14 protein-coding genes are annotated in these 15,885 nt (G+C 60.3%); 8 read left to right on the top strand and 6 right to left on the bottom strand.

The window, feature by feature from the left end; all coding sequences use genetic code 11:
• Position 1: 1 nt before the first annotated feature.
• Genes AC2A6O_RS14415 through AC2A6O_RS14395 form a run of 5 tightly spaced genes read right to left on the bottom strand, consistent with a single transcriptional unit; the run spans position 2 to position 5,535 of the window.
• Positions 2-1,108, bottom strand: coding sequence for an oligopeptide/dipeptide ABC transporter ATP-binding protein (locus AC2A6O_RS14415; RefSeq protein WP_498928046.1), 1,107 nt, complete (start codon positions 1,106-1,108; stop codon positions 2-4).
• Positions 1,105-2,094 carry an ABC transporter ATP-binding protein gene (locus tag AC2A6O_RS14410; RefSeq protein ID WP_498928044.1) on the bottom strand — a complete coding sequence of 330 codons (990 nt, stop codon included), beginning with the start codon at positions 2,092-2,094 and terminating at the stop codon, positions 1,105-1,107. The genes AC2A6O_RS14415 and AC2A6O_RS14410 overlap by 4 nt, the downstream gene beginning before the upstream one ends.
• Positions 2,091-2,984, bottom strand: a complete 894-nt coding sequence (locus tag AC2A6O_RS14405; protein ID WP_498928042.1) for an ABC transporter permease — start codon at positions 2,982-2,984, stop codon at positions 2,091-2,093. The genes AC2A6O_RS14410 and AC2A6O_RS14405 overlap by 4 nt, the downstream gene beginning before the upstream one ends.
• Positions 2,981-3,931 (bottom strand): ABC transporter permease, encoded by a 951-nt coding sequence (locus AC2A6O_RS14400; RefSeq protein ID WP_498928040.1) that lies wholly within the window; start codon positions 3,929-3,931, stop codon positions 2,981-2,983. The genes AC2A6O_RS14405 and AC2A6O_RS14400 overlap by 4 nt, the downstream gene beginning before the upstream one ends.
• Positions 3,931-5,535 (bottom strand): ABC transporter substrate-binding protein, encoded by a 1,605-nt coding sequence (locus AC2A6O_RS14395; RefSeq protein WP_498928039.1) that lies wholly within the window; start codon positions 5,533-5,535, stop codon positions 3,931-3,933. The genes AC2A6O_RS14400 and AC2A6O_RS14395 overlap by 1 nt, the downstream gene beginning before the upstream one ends.
• 197 nt (positions 5,536-5,732) lie before the next feature.
• Between AC2A6O_RS14395 and AC2A6O_RS14390 the strand changes: the two genes are divergently transcribed.
• A complete protein-coding gene (locus AC2A6O_RS14390; RefSeq protein ID WP_498928037.1) occupies positions 5,733-6,377 on the top strand; it encodes a GntR family transcriptional regulator in 645 nt (214 codons plus the stop codon).
• Positions 6,378-6,577: 200 nt separating this feature from the next.
• Here AC2A6O_RS14390 and AC2A6O_RS14385 read toward each other — a convergent pair whose 3' ends face one another.
• A complete protein-coding gene (locus AC2A6O_RS14385) occupies positions 6,578-7,357 on the bottom strand; it encodes an IclR family transcriptional regulator (RefSeq protein WP_498928035.1) in 780 nt (259 codons plus the stop codon).
• A 146-nt stretch (positions 7,358-7,503) separates the two neighbouring features.
• Here AC2A6O_RS14385 and AC2A6O_RS14380 point away from each other — a divergent pair, with 146 nt between their 5' ends.
• From AC2A6O_RS14380 to AC2A6O_RS14350, 7 genes are all read left to right on the top strand, one after another.
• Positions 7,504-9,015, top strand: coding sequence for an ABC transporter substrate-binding protein (locus AC2A6O_RS14380; RefSeq protein ID WP_498928033.1), 1,512 nt, complete (start codon positions 7,504-7,506; stop codon positions 9,013-9,015).
• A 69-nt stretch (positions 9,016-9,084) separates the two neighbouring features.
• Positions 9,085-10,002 carry an ABC transporter permease gene (locus AC2A6O_RS14375; protein WP_148583842.1) on the top strand — a complete coding sequence of 306 codons (918 nt, stop codon included), beginning with the start codon at positions 9,085-9,087 and terminating at the stop codon, positions 10,000-10,002.
• A 1-nt stretch (position 10,003) separates the two neighbouring features.
• A complete protein-coding gene (locus tag AC2A6O_RS14370) occupies positions 10,004-10,903 on the top strand; it encodes an ABC transporter permease (RefSeq protein ID WP_148583841.1) in 900 nt (299 codons plus the stop codon).
• Positions 10,900-11,886, top strand: coding sequence for an ABC transporter ATP-binding protein (locus AC2A6O_RS14365; protein WP_498928030.1), 987 nt, complete (start codon positions 10,900-10,902; stop codon positions 11,884-11,886). The genes AC2A6O_RS14370 and AC2A6O_RS14365 overlap by 4 nt, the downstream gene beginning before the upstream one ends.
• Positions 11,886-12,887: an ABC transporter ATP-binding protein gene (locus AC2A6O_RS14360; RefSeq protein ID WP_498928028.1), complete on the top strand. Its 1,002-nt coding sequence runs from the start codon at positions 11,886-11,888 to the stop codon at positions 12,885-12,887. The genes AC2A6O_RS14365 and AC2A6O_RS14360 overlap by 1 nt, the downstream gene beginning before the upstream one ends.
• A 12-nt stretch (positions 12,888-12,899) precedes the next feature.
• A complete protein-coding gene (locus AC2A6O_RS14355; protein ID WP_498928026.1) occupies positions 12,900-14,480 on the top strand; it encodes a gamma-glutamyltransferase family protein in 1,581 nt (526 codons plus the stop codon).
• A complete protein-coding gene (locus AC2A6O_RS14350) occupies positions 14,477-15,880 on the top strand; it encodes a M20 family metallopeptidase (protein ID WP_498928024.1) in 1,404 nt (467 codons plus the stop codon). The genes AC2A6O_RS14355 and AC2A6O_RS14350 overlap by 4 nt, the downstream gene beginning before the upstream one ends.
• Positions 15,881-15,885 lie beyond the last annotated feature (5 nt).

The raw sequence follows: 15,885 nt of genomic DNA, 5'->3' as shown, positions 1-15,885 counted from the left end.
GTTAGTCCCGGGAAAGAGGAGTGTCGGTTTGGTTTTGAATGTCGGCGGCGGCAGCCGGCGAAGACATGTCCGCGTCAGAAGCAAGGGGCAGCCCTTCGCCGTCTGACAAAGGGTGAAGGCAGGCAACGGATCGCCCGGCACCGTGCTGCGCGAGATAGGGATCACGGGTCCGGCAATCGCCCTCCACGGCAGGGCAGCGGGTGGAAAACCGGCACCCTTTTGGAAGATCCAGCGGGCTGGGTATCTCGCCAGGCAGAGGCTCTGGCAAAGGTTCGAAGAAACGCGGCGCGGCGGCCCTCAGAGCGGCGGAATAGGGATGAGCCGGCGCGGCAAGAACATCGTTCGTCGCACCTGTTTCGACAATCCGGCCGAGATACATGATCGCGATCTTTTCGCAAAGGTAGCTGGCGACACCCAGATCGTGGGTGATGAAGACCAACGTCAGGCCCATGTCCTGTTGCAGGCCGCGGAGCAGGGTCAGAAGCTGCGCCTGGGTGGAAACGTCCAGGCCCGAAACGGCCTCGTCCGCCACCAGAACGGAGGGTTCGCTCGCCAGCGCGCGCGCAATAGCCACCCGGCGAACCTGACCGCCCGAAAGACCGGAAGGATAGCGCTGTGCCGAATCCACCGGAAGGCCAACCCGGTCAAGCAGCTGGGCGACGCGAGCAGGCTCCTCCTCGCGCGAAACGATGCCGAAATGCCGGAGCGGTTCGGCAATGAGCGCGCCCACCGTCATGCGTGGATCGAGCGACCCTCTGGCGTCCTGATAGACAAGCGCAACATCGCGCGCGAATTCGGTGCCCTTGCTGCGTGCCTCCGAGATCGGCCGGCCACGATAGTTGGCTCGCCCGTCTGTGGGGGCATCCAGCCCGAGGAGAACCCTCAGCAGCGTGGATTTTCCCGAACCGCTTTCTCCCACGAGGGCGAGTGAGGCTCCGTCGTTTATGCGAAGTCGCACGCCGTCGAGCGCTTTCAGCCCCACCGTTTCCCGGCTGAACCGGCGTCCGGGTTTGGGCACCTGAAAGGTTTTCTCCACGTCGATCAACTCGAAGACGGGCGTTTTGGCTGCGGGTTTCTCGCGCAGCGGTTCTGAGCGTGTTCTGGTCATTCCGGATTCCAGCAGGCAAAGGCGTGATCGGACGCGCCGTCGCGGTCGTCGCAGGCGGGCGTCAGAGGTGGCATTTCAGCGGCGCACCGCGGCAGTGCCCGCGGACAACGGGTGGCGAAACGGCACCCTTGCGGCATCCTGTCATGTGAGGGAACGGTCCCCTCCGGGGCCTCCAGGTCCTGCCGTCCAATTTCCAGAACGCAAGATTTGAGCTGCCTGGTATAGGGGTGACGATGCCGTTCCAGAACGTCGCGTGCCGGGCCGCACTCCACCACCTGCCCGGCATAAAGAACCACGATCCTGTCGCAGGACTGGCTGGCAAGAGCGAGGTCGTGCAGAACGAAGATGCAGCTTGCCCCCCGGGCCCGTGTCTGGGACAGGATCAGACGCACGATCTGCGCCTGGATCGTCACGTCGAGCGCCGAAGTCGGCTCATCGGCCAGAAGAAGGTCCGGATTGCACGCAAGCGCAATCGCGACCATCACCCGTTGCTGCATGCCACCCGAGAGTTGGTGAGGAAAAGCGGAAAGCCGGGCCTCGGCGTCGTTGATCCCGACGGAGGAAAACAGGTCTATAGCCCGTTCGCGTGCGTCCCGCCGCGAGAGGCCCAGATTTCGGCGCAAAGCACTGATCAGCTGTCGTCCGACCGTATAGGCCGGATTCAGAGCGGCCCCGGCGTCCTGAAAGATCATCGAGATGCGCTGGCCCCGGAGCTTCACAAGTTGCTTCGAAGGCAGCGACAGCAGGTCGCCCGTGCCCTCAAGCTCCGCATGCCCCTCGACCTTGGCACCACTCAGTAGCCCCATGAGCGCGGTTGCGATCGTTGATTTGCCTGCACCGCTTTCACCGACGAGAGCAAGTGTCTCGCCTTTTTCGACCGTCAGCTTTACCCGGTCCAGGATCTTCGCCGAGCCGCGGTGAACACTCAGGTCATCCACGATCAGGAGCGGTTGCGGAGCGGCGTTCAGGGTCGGTGTCCCGGTCATGCACCCCTCCTCAATTTTGGATCGAATTCTTCGCGAACTCCGTCGCCGACGATGGAAAGCGCGATCAGAAGCAGAGCCAGTGCGAACCCCGGCATGGCCGACATCCAGGGCGCAAAGCTTACGAAGGCCCGGCCTTCTGCAATCATCAGCCCCCAGTCCGGCGTGGGCGGTGTCACACCGATGCCGAGAAAGGAAAGCGACGAGGACACGAGGATCGCTTCAGAAATACGAATGGTGACCTGCACCGCCAGAGGGAAGATCACATTCGGTAGAATATGGCGCCAGATCACCTTGAGCCGGGGGATCGACATCAGGTGCGCCGCCTCCACGAACAGCTGCACGCGCACCTGCATGACGTCCGCCCTGACGGTTCTCGCAAAAGGCCCGATCAGAGAAAGCCCCACAGCGATGATCACCTTGTCGACCCCCTGCCCCAGGATGGCGATAAAGGCGACAGCGAGGATCAGGGACGGCAGGGCCAGGATGGAATCGATCAGCCGCATCAGCACCCATTCCACCCAGCCACCGGAAAGACCGGCGGCAAGCCCGACGACGAGCCCGCCCGTCGCACCGATCAGCACCGAGAAGAAGCCGATGGCCAGCGCATAGCGGGCACCGAAGATCACCCGGGAGAGAATGTCCTTGCCATAGCTGTCGGTGCCAAGCGGATGCGCCACGGATGGCGGCTTCATCATGGCATCAATCGATTGGGCAACAGGGCTGTAAGGCGTAATCCAGGGCGCAAACACTGACGCCAGAACGTAGCCCAGCGCAACCAGCAGCGCGGCGGCAAAGAACGGACGGCGGACGAAGATGGACCGGCCCGCGGTCGTTTTTATGGCCTGAGCACCGGAATGCCCGGAAGGTTCGGAAATATCTGGATGCGTCACTTGCGGTCCCTCAGCCGTGGGTCGAGGAGGGGATAGGACAAATCAACCAGCAGGTTGACCCCAATGAACAACGTCGCAGTCATCATCACACCGGCCTGAACGACGGCGTATTCGCGCCCGAGCACGGCACTTGTCAGCATCTGACCGATACCGGGAAGATTGAAGACTGTTTCGGTGAGGACCGTGCCCTGCAGCAGCACCCCGAGTTGCAGTCCGAGAATGGTGACCAGAGGCATGGCGATATTGCGCACGCCATGAACCCAGATAACCCGCCAGTTCGGTTCGCCGCGCGCCCGCGCGGCGGCGATATAGGGCTGCTCAAGCACTTCGATCAGCGTTGCCCGCGTCAGGCGGGTGATCATGGCGATGAAATAGGTGGACAGTGTGAGGGCGGGCAGGATGATGTGATAGATCCCCGTCCAGAAATCCTGCCAGGGCGAGACGTAGCCCATAACGGGAAAGAGCCCGAGCTTCACGCCGAAGAACCAGATCAGCAGGATCCCCAGAAGGAAGGAAGGGAAAGCCGTGCCGGTAAGCGCGAAGACGGCTGCCCCCGCGTCGAAGGCCGTATCTTTCTTGACCGCCGACAACACGCCAAGCGGCACACCGATGAGAATGGCGAAGGCCAGCGAGAACGACGCCAGCGTCAAGGTTACCGGCAGCGCCTCCTTGAAGGCGTGGGTGAAAATGTCGGTATGGGCCACGAAAGACGTCCCCCAGTCACCCTGGACGAAGTTCAGGGCCCAGTGGGCATATTGCACGAGAAAAGGCTGGTCGAGCCCCATCTCGGCAACGAGAGACTCGTAAGCCTCCGGCGAATATTCGGAACCGAGCATGATCTGTACCGGGTCGCCCGGTGCCAGCTTCAGAAGACCGAAACTGGCGACCGAGACGACGAAGAGTACAGCAAGCGTCTGCCCGATCCTGGCAAGCGCATGCAGCAACATCAGGCGAGGCTCACCGTATGCAGGTTGACGAGATCGGCAGGGATGTAGTTGAAGCCCTGTACCTTTTTGGAGAACACCTTGTAGATCGGCATATGCGCCATGACCGCGATCGGCGCCTCGTCCATCAGAAGGTCTTCGGCAGCATAGTAGAGCTTCCGGCGCTCGGCCACGTCCAGAACGACCTGGGCTTTGGCGCAATAGTCGTCGAAGTCGGTGTTCTTCCAGCCACAGAAGTTCCACGCGCCATCCGACTTGAACTCCGGATAGATCGTTTCGTCGGGATCGAGATCGGCGACCCATTCGAAATCATAAAGATCGAACTCGCCGGAGTTGCGTCTGCTGACCCATGCTGCGGGTTCGATAAGCTCCAGGTTTACCTTGACGCCGATCTGTTCGAGCATCGGGGCGACGGTCTGGGCAATTCGGGTACCGACCGGCCCACGCTCGGCCATGATATAATTGACCTCGACCTCGCCCTGGTTGGCGGCCTTTGACCGGAATTCCTTCGCCTTGACCAGATCGAACCACTGGCCGCGGCCCGATTCTGCGATATCGGGATCGAAGAAACCGCTCATGGGCGGGGAAATCGGCGTGTAGGCCTGCTGGGCCTTGCCGAAATAGGCTTGCTTGACGAGCGTTTCGCGGTCGAGTGCCCATGCCACCGCACGGCGCAGGTTCATATCGTCGAAGGGCGCCCTGCGGCAGTTCATGCCGACGAAGGTGTAGTTACCCTCGATAGCGCCGTACAGCTCGGCTTCGGGGAAGGCTGCAACCTGGTCGACCAGCTGCATCGGGCAGTCGGTCATGCCATCGATCTGACCCGAAAACAGGGCGGCAAGCGCGGTCGAGGCTTCGCGCATCAGCACGAAGGTGGCGCGTTCCAGTTTCGGCAAGCCGGGTTCGAAATAATCGGGATTTGCTTCCAGCTCGATCGCATCGTTTTCCTTCCAGGAAACGAACTTGAACGGACCCGTGCCGACCGGATTGCGGCCATACTCGGTGCCGTATTTCTCGACCGCAGCCGGGCTGACGATCGTTCCCGCGCGCCCGGTGGAGCCGTTGAGCGCGACCGGCAGGAACGCGTAGGGCTTGGAGAACTTGAGCCGGACAGTAAGCGGATCGACAATCTCGATCTCGTCCAGAAGGCTCAGCTTCCAGGCGTGGGGGGACGTCGGCTTGCCATCTCTGACGCGAAGAAGCGAGAACTTGACGGCCTCTGCATCGCAGGGCGTTCCGTCGTGAAACTTGACGCCGTCGCGCAGCTTGAAGAGATGGGTCTTGTCATCTTCAAGATCCCAGGTTTCGGCCAGGTCCGGCTCGAACCGGACGGTCTCGCCGTCATAGGTGATCTTGAGAAGACCGTTGTGAATGTTGTTGATGATCTGAATCGCGGACAGGAACCCGGTGAAGTGGGGATCCAGAGTGTCGATGACTTTCACCGACGCGATTTTGATATGGCCGCTCTGTTGCGCGCGCGCTACGCCGGGAATACCGCTGACGCCGGCTGCGACAATGCCGGCCCCCATTCCTTTCAGAAGCGTTCTACGTCCCAGCTGTGTGGAAAGCCGCTCGGCCAGGATCTTCCTGTGGTCTATATCGGTCATTACGTCTCTCTCTGGTTGGCATCCTTTATTTCCTTCCCTAGCTCCTGGGTTTCGGGCGACCGGCCTTTGGCTCTGTTCGCCCACAGATCAGATATCGCAACCTCCCGCTGCAATCGCCGATCCGATAGCCGAACGTTGACACGAAATGTATACATGTGCAAGCTAACAGTGCACATTAAATAACCGGGACAAACCGCATGACCGGGAGAACCGCCGATACCATTCTCGACGCCCTGATAGCCCGTATTGTCTCTGGCCAGTTGCCTCCGGGCGATCCGCTGGCGGAACAGACCCTTGCCGAACAGTTCGGCGTATCGCGAACCCCGGTGCGCGAGGCACTACACAGGCTGGAACAGGTGAACCTTGCCGTGCGGGGCGCCCGCCGCGCCTTCGTGGTGCGCGAAATGAAGGCCGAGGAACTTTCCGAACTGTTTGAAGCGGTTGGCGAGGTGGAGAGCGCGCTGGCGAGCCTCGCGGCACATCGCATGAGCGAGATAGAGCGCTGCACGCTACAGGCGATCCTGGAGGAAGGGGAAGCCTGCGGCGATGATCCGAAAGCCTATGGCGAGGTCAACGCCCGCTTCCACGAAGCGATCAACGCCGGCGCCCACAATACGGTTCTCGCCGCAACATGGGCGGAGTTGAACACCCGCACACTGCCCTGGCGTGTGGCGAATTTTACCAAAGACCAGCGCAGGCTTGTCAGCTCGCGCGCCGAGCACAGGGCGATTACAGAAGCCATCGTTGCCCAGAACGCCGAAAAGACACGCCGCCTGATGCGCAGCCACGTCGCCGCCTCTTACACCATTGCGGCCAGGCTACTGGCAAAACGGACACGCTGAGGCCTTTACGGGTCTTCTAAAAAGGGTCCCGCCGCAGAAAATCGCTCCACTGACGCAGAACAGGCTGACGATTTTCGCCCGATTTGCGGAGTTTTCCCCGTTTCGGCTGTCCAAAGTTTTTGCGTCGCGCCCCAATTTTGAGCAGATCTTTCTCCACTCCCGTGGAACCGGTTTCTGCACCGGCACGCGACCCTTTCGCCTCAACGCAGCAGGTTGATTGAATTGGCGACTTCCATGAGCCTTGGCGCGATTTCATTGTGAACGCGGTCGAGCGACCATTTTTGCGAAGACACCGAACATTGGACGGTGCCCGCGACCCTGCCCATCCGGTCGAACACCGGTGCCGCGATGCCAATTTCATTGATGATGTTCTGGTTGACCGCAATGCCGTATCCCTGTTGCCCCGCTTCCTCAACTTCCCTTGCAATCTGCGACCGATCCGTCACCGTCCGGGGCGTAATCCTGTCGATGGGCCAGGTCTCCAGCGCTAACTGGCGTTCTTCCTCGCTCATATGGGCCAGCATGATGCGACCGGACGATGAACTCAGTGCCTGCACCTTGTTGCCGACCACCATGGCCGCGAAACTGGTGAGCTGGGTTGGAATGCGGATGACATAGATGATGTCGGAACCGGCGAGCCTGGCGGCATTCACCCGCTCTCCGAGATCGCGGCTGAGGTCGATCAGCTTTGGCATGGCCAACTGGACGAAGGGATCGGACCACAAATAGGCGGCCGCGAGTTCCATGAACTTCAAGGACGGTCGGAAACGCCGGTTTTCCGGGTCCTTTTCGAGATAGCCGGTCTTGTGAAGCGTGTTGGTGAACCGTTGCGCCGCGCTCTTGTCCAGTCCGACCACTTCGGCAAGCTCCGTCAAACCCAGTTCGGTGCGGTGCGCATTGAAGGCGGCCATGATCCGCAGCCCTTTTTCCAGCGATCCGACAAACAGCGTGTCCTGTTTTTCCTGAGCTCTTTTCGCCACTTGATTAGCCCTGCCTAACTTTGGGGCACCACTCGCTTGACAAGGCGCCCGAGATAAATGCAACATATGATTATAAGATAAAAAGTATTAAATAATAATACAAGCAAAAATCAACCAGAGGGTCGGCTTCGGCCGGTTTTGAACAGATGAAACCAATCATAGCGACAGGTGCGATCGCTCTTGCCGCCGCGCTCTCAAGCGGTCAGGCATTTGCGAACAAGGCGGATGACACACTTCACACCGCCTTTTCAAAAGAACTGGAAACCACCGACTTCTACTTCCAGTCGGCGCGTGAAGGCACGATCCTGGCTCGTCAGGTCTGGGACGGTCTCGTTTACCGCGATCAAAAGACCGGAGAATACATCGGCAACCTGGCGTCTTCCTGGGAGTGGATCGACGACACCACACTGGAATTCAAGCTGCGTGAAGGCATCAAGTTCCACAATGGCGAAGAGTTCGATGCCGACGATGTCGTCTACACCGTCAACTACGTGGTCGATCCGGACAATCACGTGGTCGTCCCTGGCAACGTCAACTGGATGGAAAGCGCGGAAAAGATCGACAAGTACACCGTGCGGATCCACACCAAAGGTCCTTTCCCGGCTGCGCTTGAATATCTGGCCGGGCTGGTGTCCATTTATCCGAATGAATACTACGCCGAGGTCGGACCGACCGGAATGGGTCAGAAGCCCGTCGGAACGGGCCCCTACATGGTCGAAAGCGTCGACCCCGGCAAACACTACGTTCTCAAGAAATACGACGACTATCACGAAAGCCCGAAGGGCAAAGCCTCCATCGGAACCATCGATATCCGGACCATTCCGGACGTGAACACGCAGATGGCCGAGCTCTTCTCCGGGGGCATCGACATGATCTGGAACGTTCCGTCCGATCAGGCCACACAGCTCAAGGCGATGGACCAATTCACCGTCTCCAACGAGAGCACCATGCGGATCGGGTACATCACGATGGATGCCGCCGGCCGCGGCGGTGAAAATCCGTTCCAGAAAAACGAAGTGCGTGAGGCCGTTGGGTATGCAATCGACCGTCAGGCGATTGTCGACAACCTCCTTCAGGGCAGCTCGAAAGTAGTTCCGTCCGCCTGCTACCCGAGCCAGTTCGGCTGCGAGCAAGACGTGAAAGCCTATCCGTACGATCCCGAGAAGGCCAAGGAGTTGCTGGCTGAGGCTGGTTATCCGGATGGTTTCACGATCGACTTCTATGCCTACCGCAACCGGCCTTATGCGGAAGCCATGATGGCCTATCTGGCTGAGGTCGGCATCAAGACCGATCTCAACTACCTGCAATACTCAGCTCTGCGTGAGATGCAGCAGAAAGGCGATGCCGGCTTCGGGTTCCTGACTTGGGGCTCCAACTCGATTGCGGACGTCTCGGCAATCACCAGCCTCTTCTTCAAATTCGGCAACCAGGATTTCGCCCGCGACGAAGAGGTCAAGAACTGGCTGGATGCCGGTGATACGACGGTTGACGGCGAAGTTCGCAAGGAAAACTACTCCAAGGCGCTGAAGAAGATCGCGGACGAGGCCTACTGGATCCCGCTGTTCTCCTACAACACCAACTACGTCTTCACGAAGGAAGTCGACTTCTCGCCGACGCCGGATGAAATCGTCCGCTTCTTCGAGATGAGCTGGAAATAAGACGGCCCTGCCGTCCTGGTCCCGCTCTCTACTGGAGAGCGGGACGTCCCTCGTGTTGGAGTGCACTTCATGCTTGCCTTTGCTCTCAAGCGGCTTGGCCTGGCCGTTCTGGTGACGTTCACCGTTTCGGCGATAAGCTTCTCGCTTCTACATCTGTCAGGAGATCCGGCCACCGCGATCGCCGGAGAAAACGCGACCGAAGCCGATATTGCAGCAATCAACGAACAGTATGGTTTCGACCGGCCTTTTGCAGAACAATATGCAGAATGGCTTTGGAACGCCGTACAGGGCGATTTCGGCCAGAGCTATTACTTCAAGCTTCCGGTCGCGGAACTTATCGCCGACCGTCTATCCGTCACGATGACGCTTGGCGTATGCGCGATTTCCTTTGCACTGCTGACGGCCGTTCCGCTCGGGGTCCTTGCCGCGATCCGGCCAAACTCGCTGATCGACCGTATTGCTCTTTTCATATCAGTCGCCGGCCAGGCCATGCCAAGTTTCTGGTTTGGGCTGATCATGATCGTTGTCTTCTCGATCAAGTTCCGCCTTCTGCCACCTTCAGGGTCCGAGACATGGCGGCACTTCATCATGCCGACCATCGTGCTTGGCTACTACGCCATGCCCGCGATCATGCGGCTCACTCGTGCCGGTATGCTGGAAGTGCTGAACGCTGACTACGTCCGCACAGCGCGGGCCAAAGGGGCAGGTGCAGGACGAGTGCTGTTCAAACACGCTCTGCGAAACGCAATCGTTCCGGTGGTCTCGCTCTCTGCTGTGCAGATGGGCTTCATGCTCGGTGGCTCCATCGTCGTAGAATCCATTTTTGCCCTGCACGGCGCAGGGTATCTCGCATGGGAATCCATCGGCCGTCACGATCTGCCGACCGTTCAGGCCCTTATCCTGATCTTTTCCTGCTTCTACATCCTCTTCACCTTGCTGTCGGACCTGGCAAACGCCTGGCTCGACCCGCGCATCAGGGTAGGCTGATATGACGAGCGCTTCCGCACAAACCTCAGAAAGCATCGTCGCTGTCAGCCGCAGCGTCCTGCTTCGCCGCCGCGTCTTCGGGCATTACGGCCTTCTGTTCGGCCTCGCCGTCCTCGGCATCGTCGTCGCAGCGGCAGTCTTCGCTCCGCTGCTGGCAGAGCACAGCCCCTATACGCAAAATCTCGCAGCCAGAATGAAACCGCCCTTCTGGATGGCCGGATCTGATCCTTCCCATCTGCTGGGCACCGACCAGCTCGGCCGTGACTACCTGGCTCGCCTGCTCTACGGTGCCCGCATATCGCTGCTGATCGGTCTGGTCACAGCCCTTATCTCCGGCCTCATCGGCACCGCGCTTGGTGTTGCTGCCGGTTATTTCGGCGGCAAAGTCGATCTTGCGGTGACGTTCCTCATCAACGTGCGCCTCGCAATGCCGGTGGTTCTGGTGGCCCTTGCCATCGTTGCCCTGTTCGGTGGTTCGCTTCAGATCGTCATCCTCGTGCTGGGCTTCCTGCTATGGGACCGCTTTGCCGTCGTCATGCGTTCGTCCGTCATGCAGATACGTGGATTGGAATACGTCAATGCGGCCCGCGCAATCGGCTGCTCCACGCCGCGCATCCTGCTTTCGGAAATCATGCCCAATGTGGCCAACAACCTCATCGTGGTCATGACGCTTGAAATGGCGCACGCCATTCTTCTGGAGGCTGCGCTTTCCTTTCTGGGCCTGGGCGTTCAGCCCCCCACGCCTTCCTGGGGCCTGATGATTTCAGAAGGCAAGGAAATGATGCTGTTCCAGCCCTGGCTGATCACCATTCCAGGCATTGCCCTCTTCCTTCTGGTTCTAGCGATCAATCTCCTCGGAGACGGGCTGCGCGATGTCACTGCACCGGAGGCCAAGGGATGAACGACCCCATTCTCAACGTCAAGAACCTGACAGTCGACATCCCCGTCAGCGGCGGCACGCTGCATGCGGTGCGCGGTATCGATTTCAAGCTGAACCGTGGCGAAACCCTCTGCATCGTCGGTGAATCGGGATCGGGCAAATCGCTGACATCGCTTGCCGTCATGGGTCTGCTCGGGAAACGGCTGCAGGTCCGCGCCGACAAGATGGAATTCGAAGGCCGTGACCTCGGATCGATGCCGCAAAGGCAAATGCAGGCGCTCAGGGGCGACCGCATGGCGATGATCTTCCAGGAACCGATGACCTCGCTCAACCCGGCTTATACGATCGGCGATCAGCTCTGCGAAGCGTTGCGCCTGCATCGCAAGGTATCGAAAGGGGAGGCCATGGCCCGGGCAGCCGACCTTCTCGGCAAGGTCGGTATCACGGCGGCGGAAAGCCGTCTCCGGCAATTTCCACACCAGCTTTCCGGCGGTCTGCGCCAGCGGGTGATGATTGCCATGTCGCTGATGTGCGAACCGGATCTGATTATCGCCGACGAGCCGACGACAGCCCTCGACGTGACGATCCAGGCTCAGATCCTGCGCCTGCTTGCGGACCTCAAACGAGAGATGAACATGGCCCTGATCCTCGTCACCCACGACCTCGGCGTGGTCGCGCGCATCGCGGACAAGGTGGCCGTGATGTATGCCGGCGAGATCGTGGAAAGCGGCTCCGCCAAGGAGATTTTCGACGCCCCCTCTCATCCCTATACCCGCGGGCTGCTCAACTGTATTCCCGTGCCTGGAAAGACCAAACCGGGCGAACCGCTCGGTTCCATCCCGGGGATCGTTCCATCCCTCATCGGCGATGTCTCCGGATGCGCGTTCCGCAGCCGCTGCAACCAAGCGATTGAGGCCTGCGCCTCGACCGTTCCCGAACGCTCTGCCGGCGGTGAGCACAAGTACAGATGCATTCATACCCAGCTGACCAGCGAGGTGGCGTGATGTCAGGCATGAAAAACCGTGAACCGGTGCTGGAGCTCACCAACATCACCAAGACCTATCAGGTCAAACAGGGCATGTTCTCCAAGCCGAAACCGCTGCAGGCACTCGGCGGCGTCTCCTTGCGCATTCACAAGAAGGACGTTCTGGGCCTCGTCGGGGAATCGGGTTGCGGCAAGTCGACCCTGGCCAAGATCCTGCTCGGACTGGAGAGCCCGACAAGCGGCGAAGTTCTGGTGGATGGCAAGGAGATCGGTCCGAGCGATCGGCAACTGCTGGCCCGACGCATCCAGCCGATTTTCCAGGACCCCTATTCCTCACTCAACCCGCGAAAGTCCATCGAGGAAATCGTTTCGCTGCCGCTGGTGGTCCACAAGATCGGCGACAGCGCGTCTCGCAGCCAGGCGGTTACAAAGATGCTCGATCTCGTGGGCCTGCCCGAACGCGTTCGGCGGGGCTACCCCGGCCAGCTGTCGGGCGGCCAGCGCCAGCGTGTCGCAATTGCCCGCGCTCTGGTGATCAATCCGGAAATCGTCATCTGCGACGAACCAACCTCTGCGCTCGACGTGTCAATCCAGTCGCAGATCCTGAACCTGCTTGCCGATCTTCGCGAGGAGCTCGGGCTCACCTATCTCTTTATCAGCCACAATCTGGCGGTCGTCGAGCATCTTGCGACCCGCGTCGCGGTCATGTATCTCGGCCGGATCGTCGAAGAGTCCTCGGCAGCCGATCTCTTTGCCGGTCCGAAACATCCCTATACCCGGGCACTGCTGGATTCGGTTCTGACACCCGATCCCTCGCTCTCAGTTCCCGACATTCACCTGGGTGCCACATTTCCAAATCCGATATCCCCTCCATCCGGATGTCACTTTCATCCCCGCTGCCCGATGGCGACGGACCTTTGCGCCTCAAAAGCCCCCCCGCACATCCAGGCAGGTGCGTCTCACGTCGACTGCCATTTCTACAAGAAGAGTGCAGACGGGCTTTCCCTCCAGCCAGTTTGACACCAAGATCAGATGAATAATTTCTCCACGACCCAGAACGTCCGCAAACGCGTCACCGCCACCCACGGCGGTGTCGTCGCGGCCCAGCACCGCAAGGCGGCAGAAGTCGGCGCCGCCATTCTGGAAAGCGGCGGCGATGCCATGGACGCGGCCGTTGCGACCTCCTTTGCGATTGGCGTCGTCGAACCCTGGATGAGCGGGCCGGCCGGCGGCGGCTGCATGATGATCTGGCGCGAGGCCGAGCAGAAGGCCTACACGCTGTTCTTCGGCATGCGGTCTCCAAAAGCGCTCGATCCTGCGGACTATCCGCTGGACGGCTCGGGCAAGTCCTCCGACCTTTTCCCATGGCTCTCGGTGAAGGACGACCGGAATGTCCAGGGCGCCAGCGCAATTGCTGTTCCCGGCACCGTCGCCGGCATGGAACTGGCACACAAGAATTTCGGCCGGATCGGCTGGAAGGACTTGCTGTCACCGGCCGTGAGCCTTGCAAAAGAAGGCCTGTTGGTCGACTGGTACGCCTCCCTGATCATTGCCTCCACCACGCGTGAACTGGCCAAGGATCCAGATGCGGCGAAGCTCTTCCTTGAGGACGGGCAATGGCCGACCATTGCCGGCTGGACCGCACTTTCCCAGAAAAGGCTCGATATGGGCCAATTGGCCCAAACGCTGCAACGGCTTGCCGACGCAGGCGCGCGCGATTTTTACGAAGGCGACATTGCCAGGGCCATGGTCGCGGACGTCAGCGCCAAAGGCGGGTCGCTGAGCCTCGCCGACCTGAAGGCCTATCGGGCTGACCTGCGGGACGCGATCAGTGTTCCCTATCGCGGCGGCATGGTGCATGCTTCCAAAGGCCTGACGGCGGGGCCGAACCTCGCGGAGTGCCTCTCCACGATGCAACAGGCCTTTGAGCCGGGCGCTTCGCCCGATGGCGCAAGTTATGGCGCAATGGTCGACGCGCTCGGGACCACCTACAGAAACCGGTTGAAGACCATGGGCGATCAGGATGCGCCGCACGCGCCGTCCTGCACGACCCATTTCTCCGTTGTCGACCGGGATGGCAACATGGTCGCAGTCACCCAGACCCTGCTTTCCATCTTCGGGTCGCGTGTGGTGTCCCCCTCAACGGGTCTTCTCATGAACAACGGCATCATGTGGTTCGACCCGGAACCCGGCAAACCGAATTCACTCGCGCCCGACAAGGGCTGCCTGATGAATGTCTGCCCGACGCTCGGCGAGATTGGCGGCCGGCGCTTTGCCATCGGCGCTTCGGGCGGGCGCAAGATTCTGCCTGCGGTTCTCAATCTGACGTCCTTCATGATGGATTTCGGACTGGATCTGGAGGGCGCATTCCACCAACCGCGCGTCGACAACTCCGGTTCAGAGATCACCATCGCAGACGAAGACCTGGCCCCCGAGATCCTCGCCTCGCTGGAGAAGATACAGCCGACTGTCACGGCCAAGCGCACGGTCTATCCCTATGCTTTCGCCTGCCCCGCCGGGGTGATGCGCGAAAATGGAATGAATACCGGCTGCACGGAAATCATGTCCCCCTGGGGCGATGCCGTGGCCGAAAAGGAAATTAAATCAGCATGACATCCCGCGCATCCGCACTTAATGACATTGAAGCCTACGCCGATCAGGGTGGTTTTGTCGAAGAACTATCCAGGCTCGTTTCCTTTCCGACCGAAAGCCAGGAAGAGTCCCGGCGGGACGACCTTTTCCGTTACCTGAACGAAGCCGCCATCGTCATGCTGAATGACATCGGTTTCACCTGCCGTATCCTGGAAAATCCGAAGGCACCCCATCTTCCGTTTCTTTATGCCGAACGGATCGAAAATCCCGATTTCGAGACCATCTTGATCTACGGGCACGGCGATGTGATCCGCGCCCAGGCGGACCAGTGGCGCGAGGGCCTGGACCCGTTCAAGGTGGTTGTCGAAGGAGACAAAATCTATGGCCGCGGAACAGCGGACAACAAGGGTCAGCACCTGATCAACATCGCAGCGCTCCGCGCGGTCATAAAAACGCGTGGCGCTCTCGGTTTTAATGCGAAGATCATTCTGGAAATGGCCGAAGAATGCGGTTCGCCCGGGCTGGTCGAGCTTCTTTCGGCCCACAAGGACCTCCTGAAGTCCGATGTCCTGATCGCGTCCGACGGACCGCGTCTGCATCCTGAAAAACCGACATTGTTCATGGGATCGCGGGGGGCGGTGAATTTCGACCTGCGCGTTGAATATCGCGACGGTGCGCATCATTCGGGCAATTGGGGCGGGTTGTTGAAAGATCCTGCGATTGTCCTGGCACACGCCCTTTCTTCCATCGTCGACCGCCGCGGCCAGATCAGATTGCTGGAATGGCGCCCGACAAGCCTGACGCCCGATATCCGCGAGGCTCTTGAAGGCTGCCCGGTCGGCGGGTTCGAGGGTCCCTCCATCGACGAGGACTGGGGTGAAGAAAGCCTGACGCCCTCAGAACGCGTGTTCGGCTGGAATTCCTTTGCGGTGCTGGCGCAGAAGAGCGGCGTACCGGAAGCCCCGGTGAATGCCATTTCCGGCTGGGCTACGGCCCATTGCCAGCTTCGCTATGTCGTTGGCACCGACCCGGAGGACATCCTGCCGGCTCTTCGCCGACACCTCGACCGCGAGGGCTTCAATGACGTGCAGATCGTACCGATGAAGCTTGGCAGCTTCCATGCGACGCGTCTCGATCCCTCGCATCCCTGGGTGTTGCGGGTTGCCGCTTCCGTTGAGGGCACGACGGGCAAGAAACCGGTGCTTCTGCCCAATCTCGCCGGATCCATTCCCAACGAAGGTTTTTCCGAAACGCTCGGCCTGCCGACAGTCTGGCTGCCCCATTCCTATCCGGGCTGTTCTCAACATGCCCCGGACGAGCACCTGCTCATGTCTACGAGCCGTGAAGCCCTGCGAATGATGACCGGTCTTTTCTGGGATATAGGTGACACCGAGGCTGGCCGGCCCGGCCTAGCCTCGTAGCGAGC

The sequence above is a fragment of the Labrenzia sp. ATLA3 genome, assembly GCF_057180185.1.
This window is presented reverse-complemented; position numbering and strand designations above follow the sequence as displayed.

Excerpts from the sequence above, each read along its gene's own strand:
- AC2A6O_RS14355 (WP_498928026.1), top strand. The coding sequence starts at position 12,900 with ATGAATAATTTCTCCACGACCCAGAACGTCCGCAAACGCGTCACCGCC.
- AC2A6O_RS14390 (WP_498928037.1), top strand. The coding sequence starts at position 5,733 with ATGACCGGGAGAACCGCCGATACCATTCTCGACGCCCTGATAGCCCGT.
- AC2A6O_RS14410 (WP_498928044.1), bottom strand. The coding sequence starts at position 2,094 with ATGACCGGGACACCGACCCTGAACGCCGCTCCGCAACCGCTCCTGATC.
- AC2A6O_RS14370 (WP_148583841.1), top strand. The coding sequence starts at position 10,004 with ATGACGAGCGCTTCCGCACAAACCTCAGAAAGCATCGTCGCTGTCAGC.
- AC2A6O_RS14360 (WP_498928028.1), top strand. The coding sequence starts at position 11,886 with ATGTCAGGCATGAAAAACCGTGAACCGGTGCTGGAGCTCACCAACATC.
- AC2A6O_RS14375 (WP_148583842.1), top strand. The coding sequence starts at position 9,085 with ATGCTTGCCTTTGCTCTCAAGCGGCTTGGCCTGGCCGTTCTGGTGACG.
- AC2A6O_RS14395 (WP_498928039.1), bottom strand. The coding sequence starts at position 5,535 with ATGACCGATATAGACCACAGGAAGATCCTGGCCGAGCGGCTTTCCACA.
- AC2A6O_RS14400 (WP_498928040.1), bottom strand. The coding sequence starts at position 3,931 with ATGTTGCTGCATGCGCTTGCCAGGATCGGGCAGACGCTTGCTGTACTC.
- AC2A6O_RS14415 (WP_498928046.1), bottom strand. The coding sequence starts at position 1,108 with ATGACCAGAACACGCTCAGAACCGCTGCGCGAGAAACCCGCAGCCAAA.
- AC2A6O_RS14365 (WP_498928030.1), top strand. The coding sequence starts at position 10,900 with ATGAACGACCCCATTCTCAACGTCAAGAACCTGACAGTCGACATCCCC.
- AC2A6O_RS14380 (WP_498928033.1), top strand. The coding sequence starts at position 7,504 with ATGAAACCAATCATAGCGACAGGTGCGATCGCTCTTGCCGCCGCGCTC.
- AC2A6O_RS14350 (WP_498928024.1), top strand. The coding sequence starts at position 14,477 with ATGACATCCCGCGCATCCGCACTTAATGACATTGAAGCCTACGCCGAT.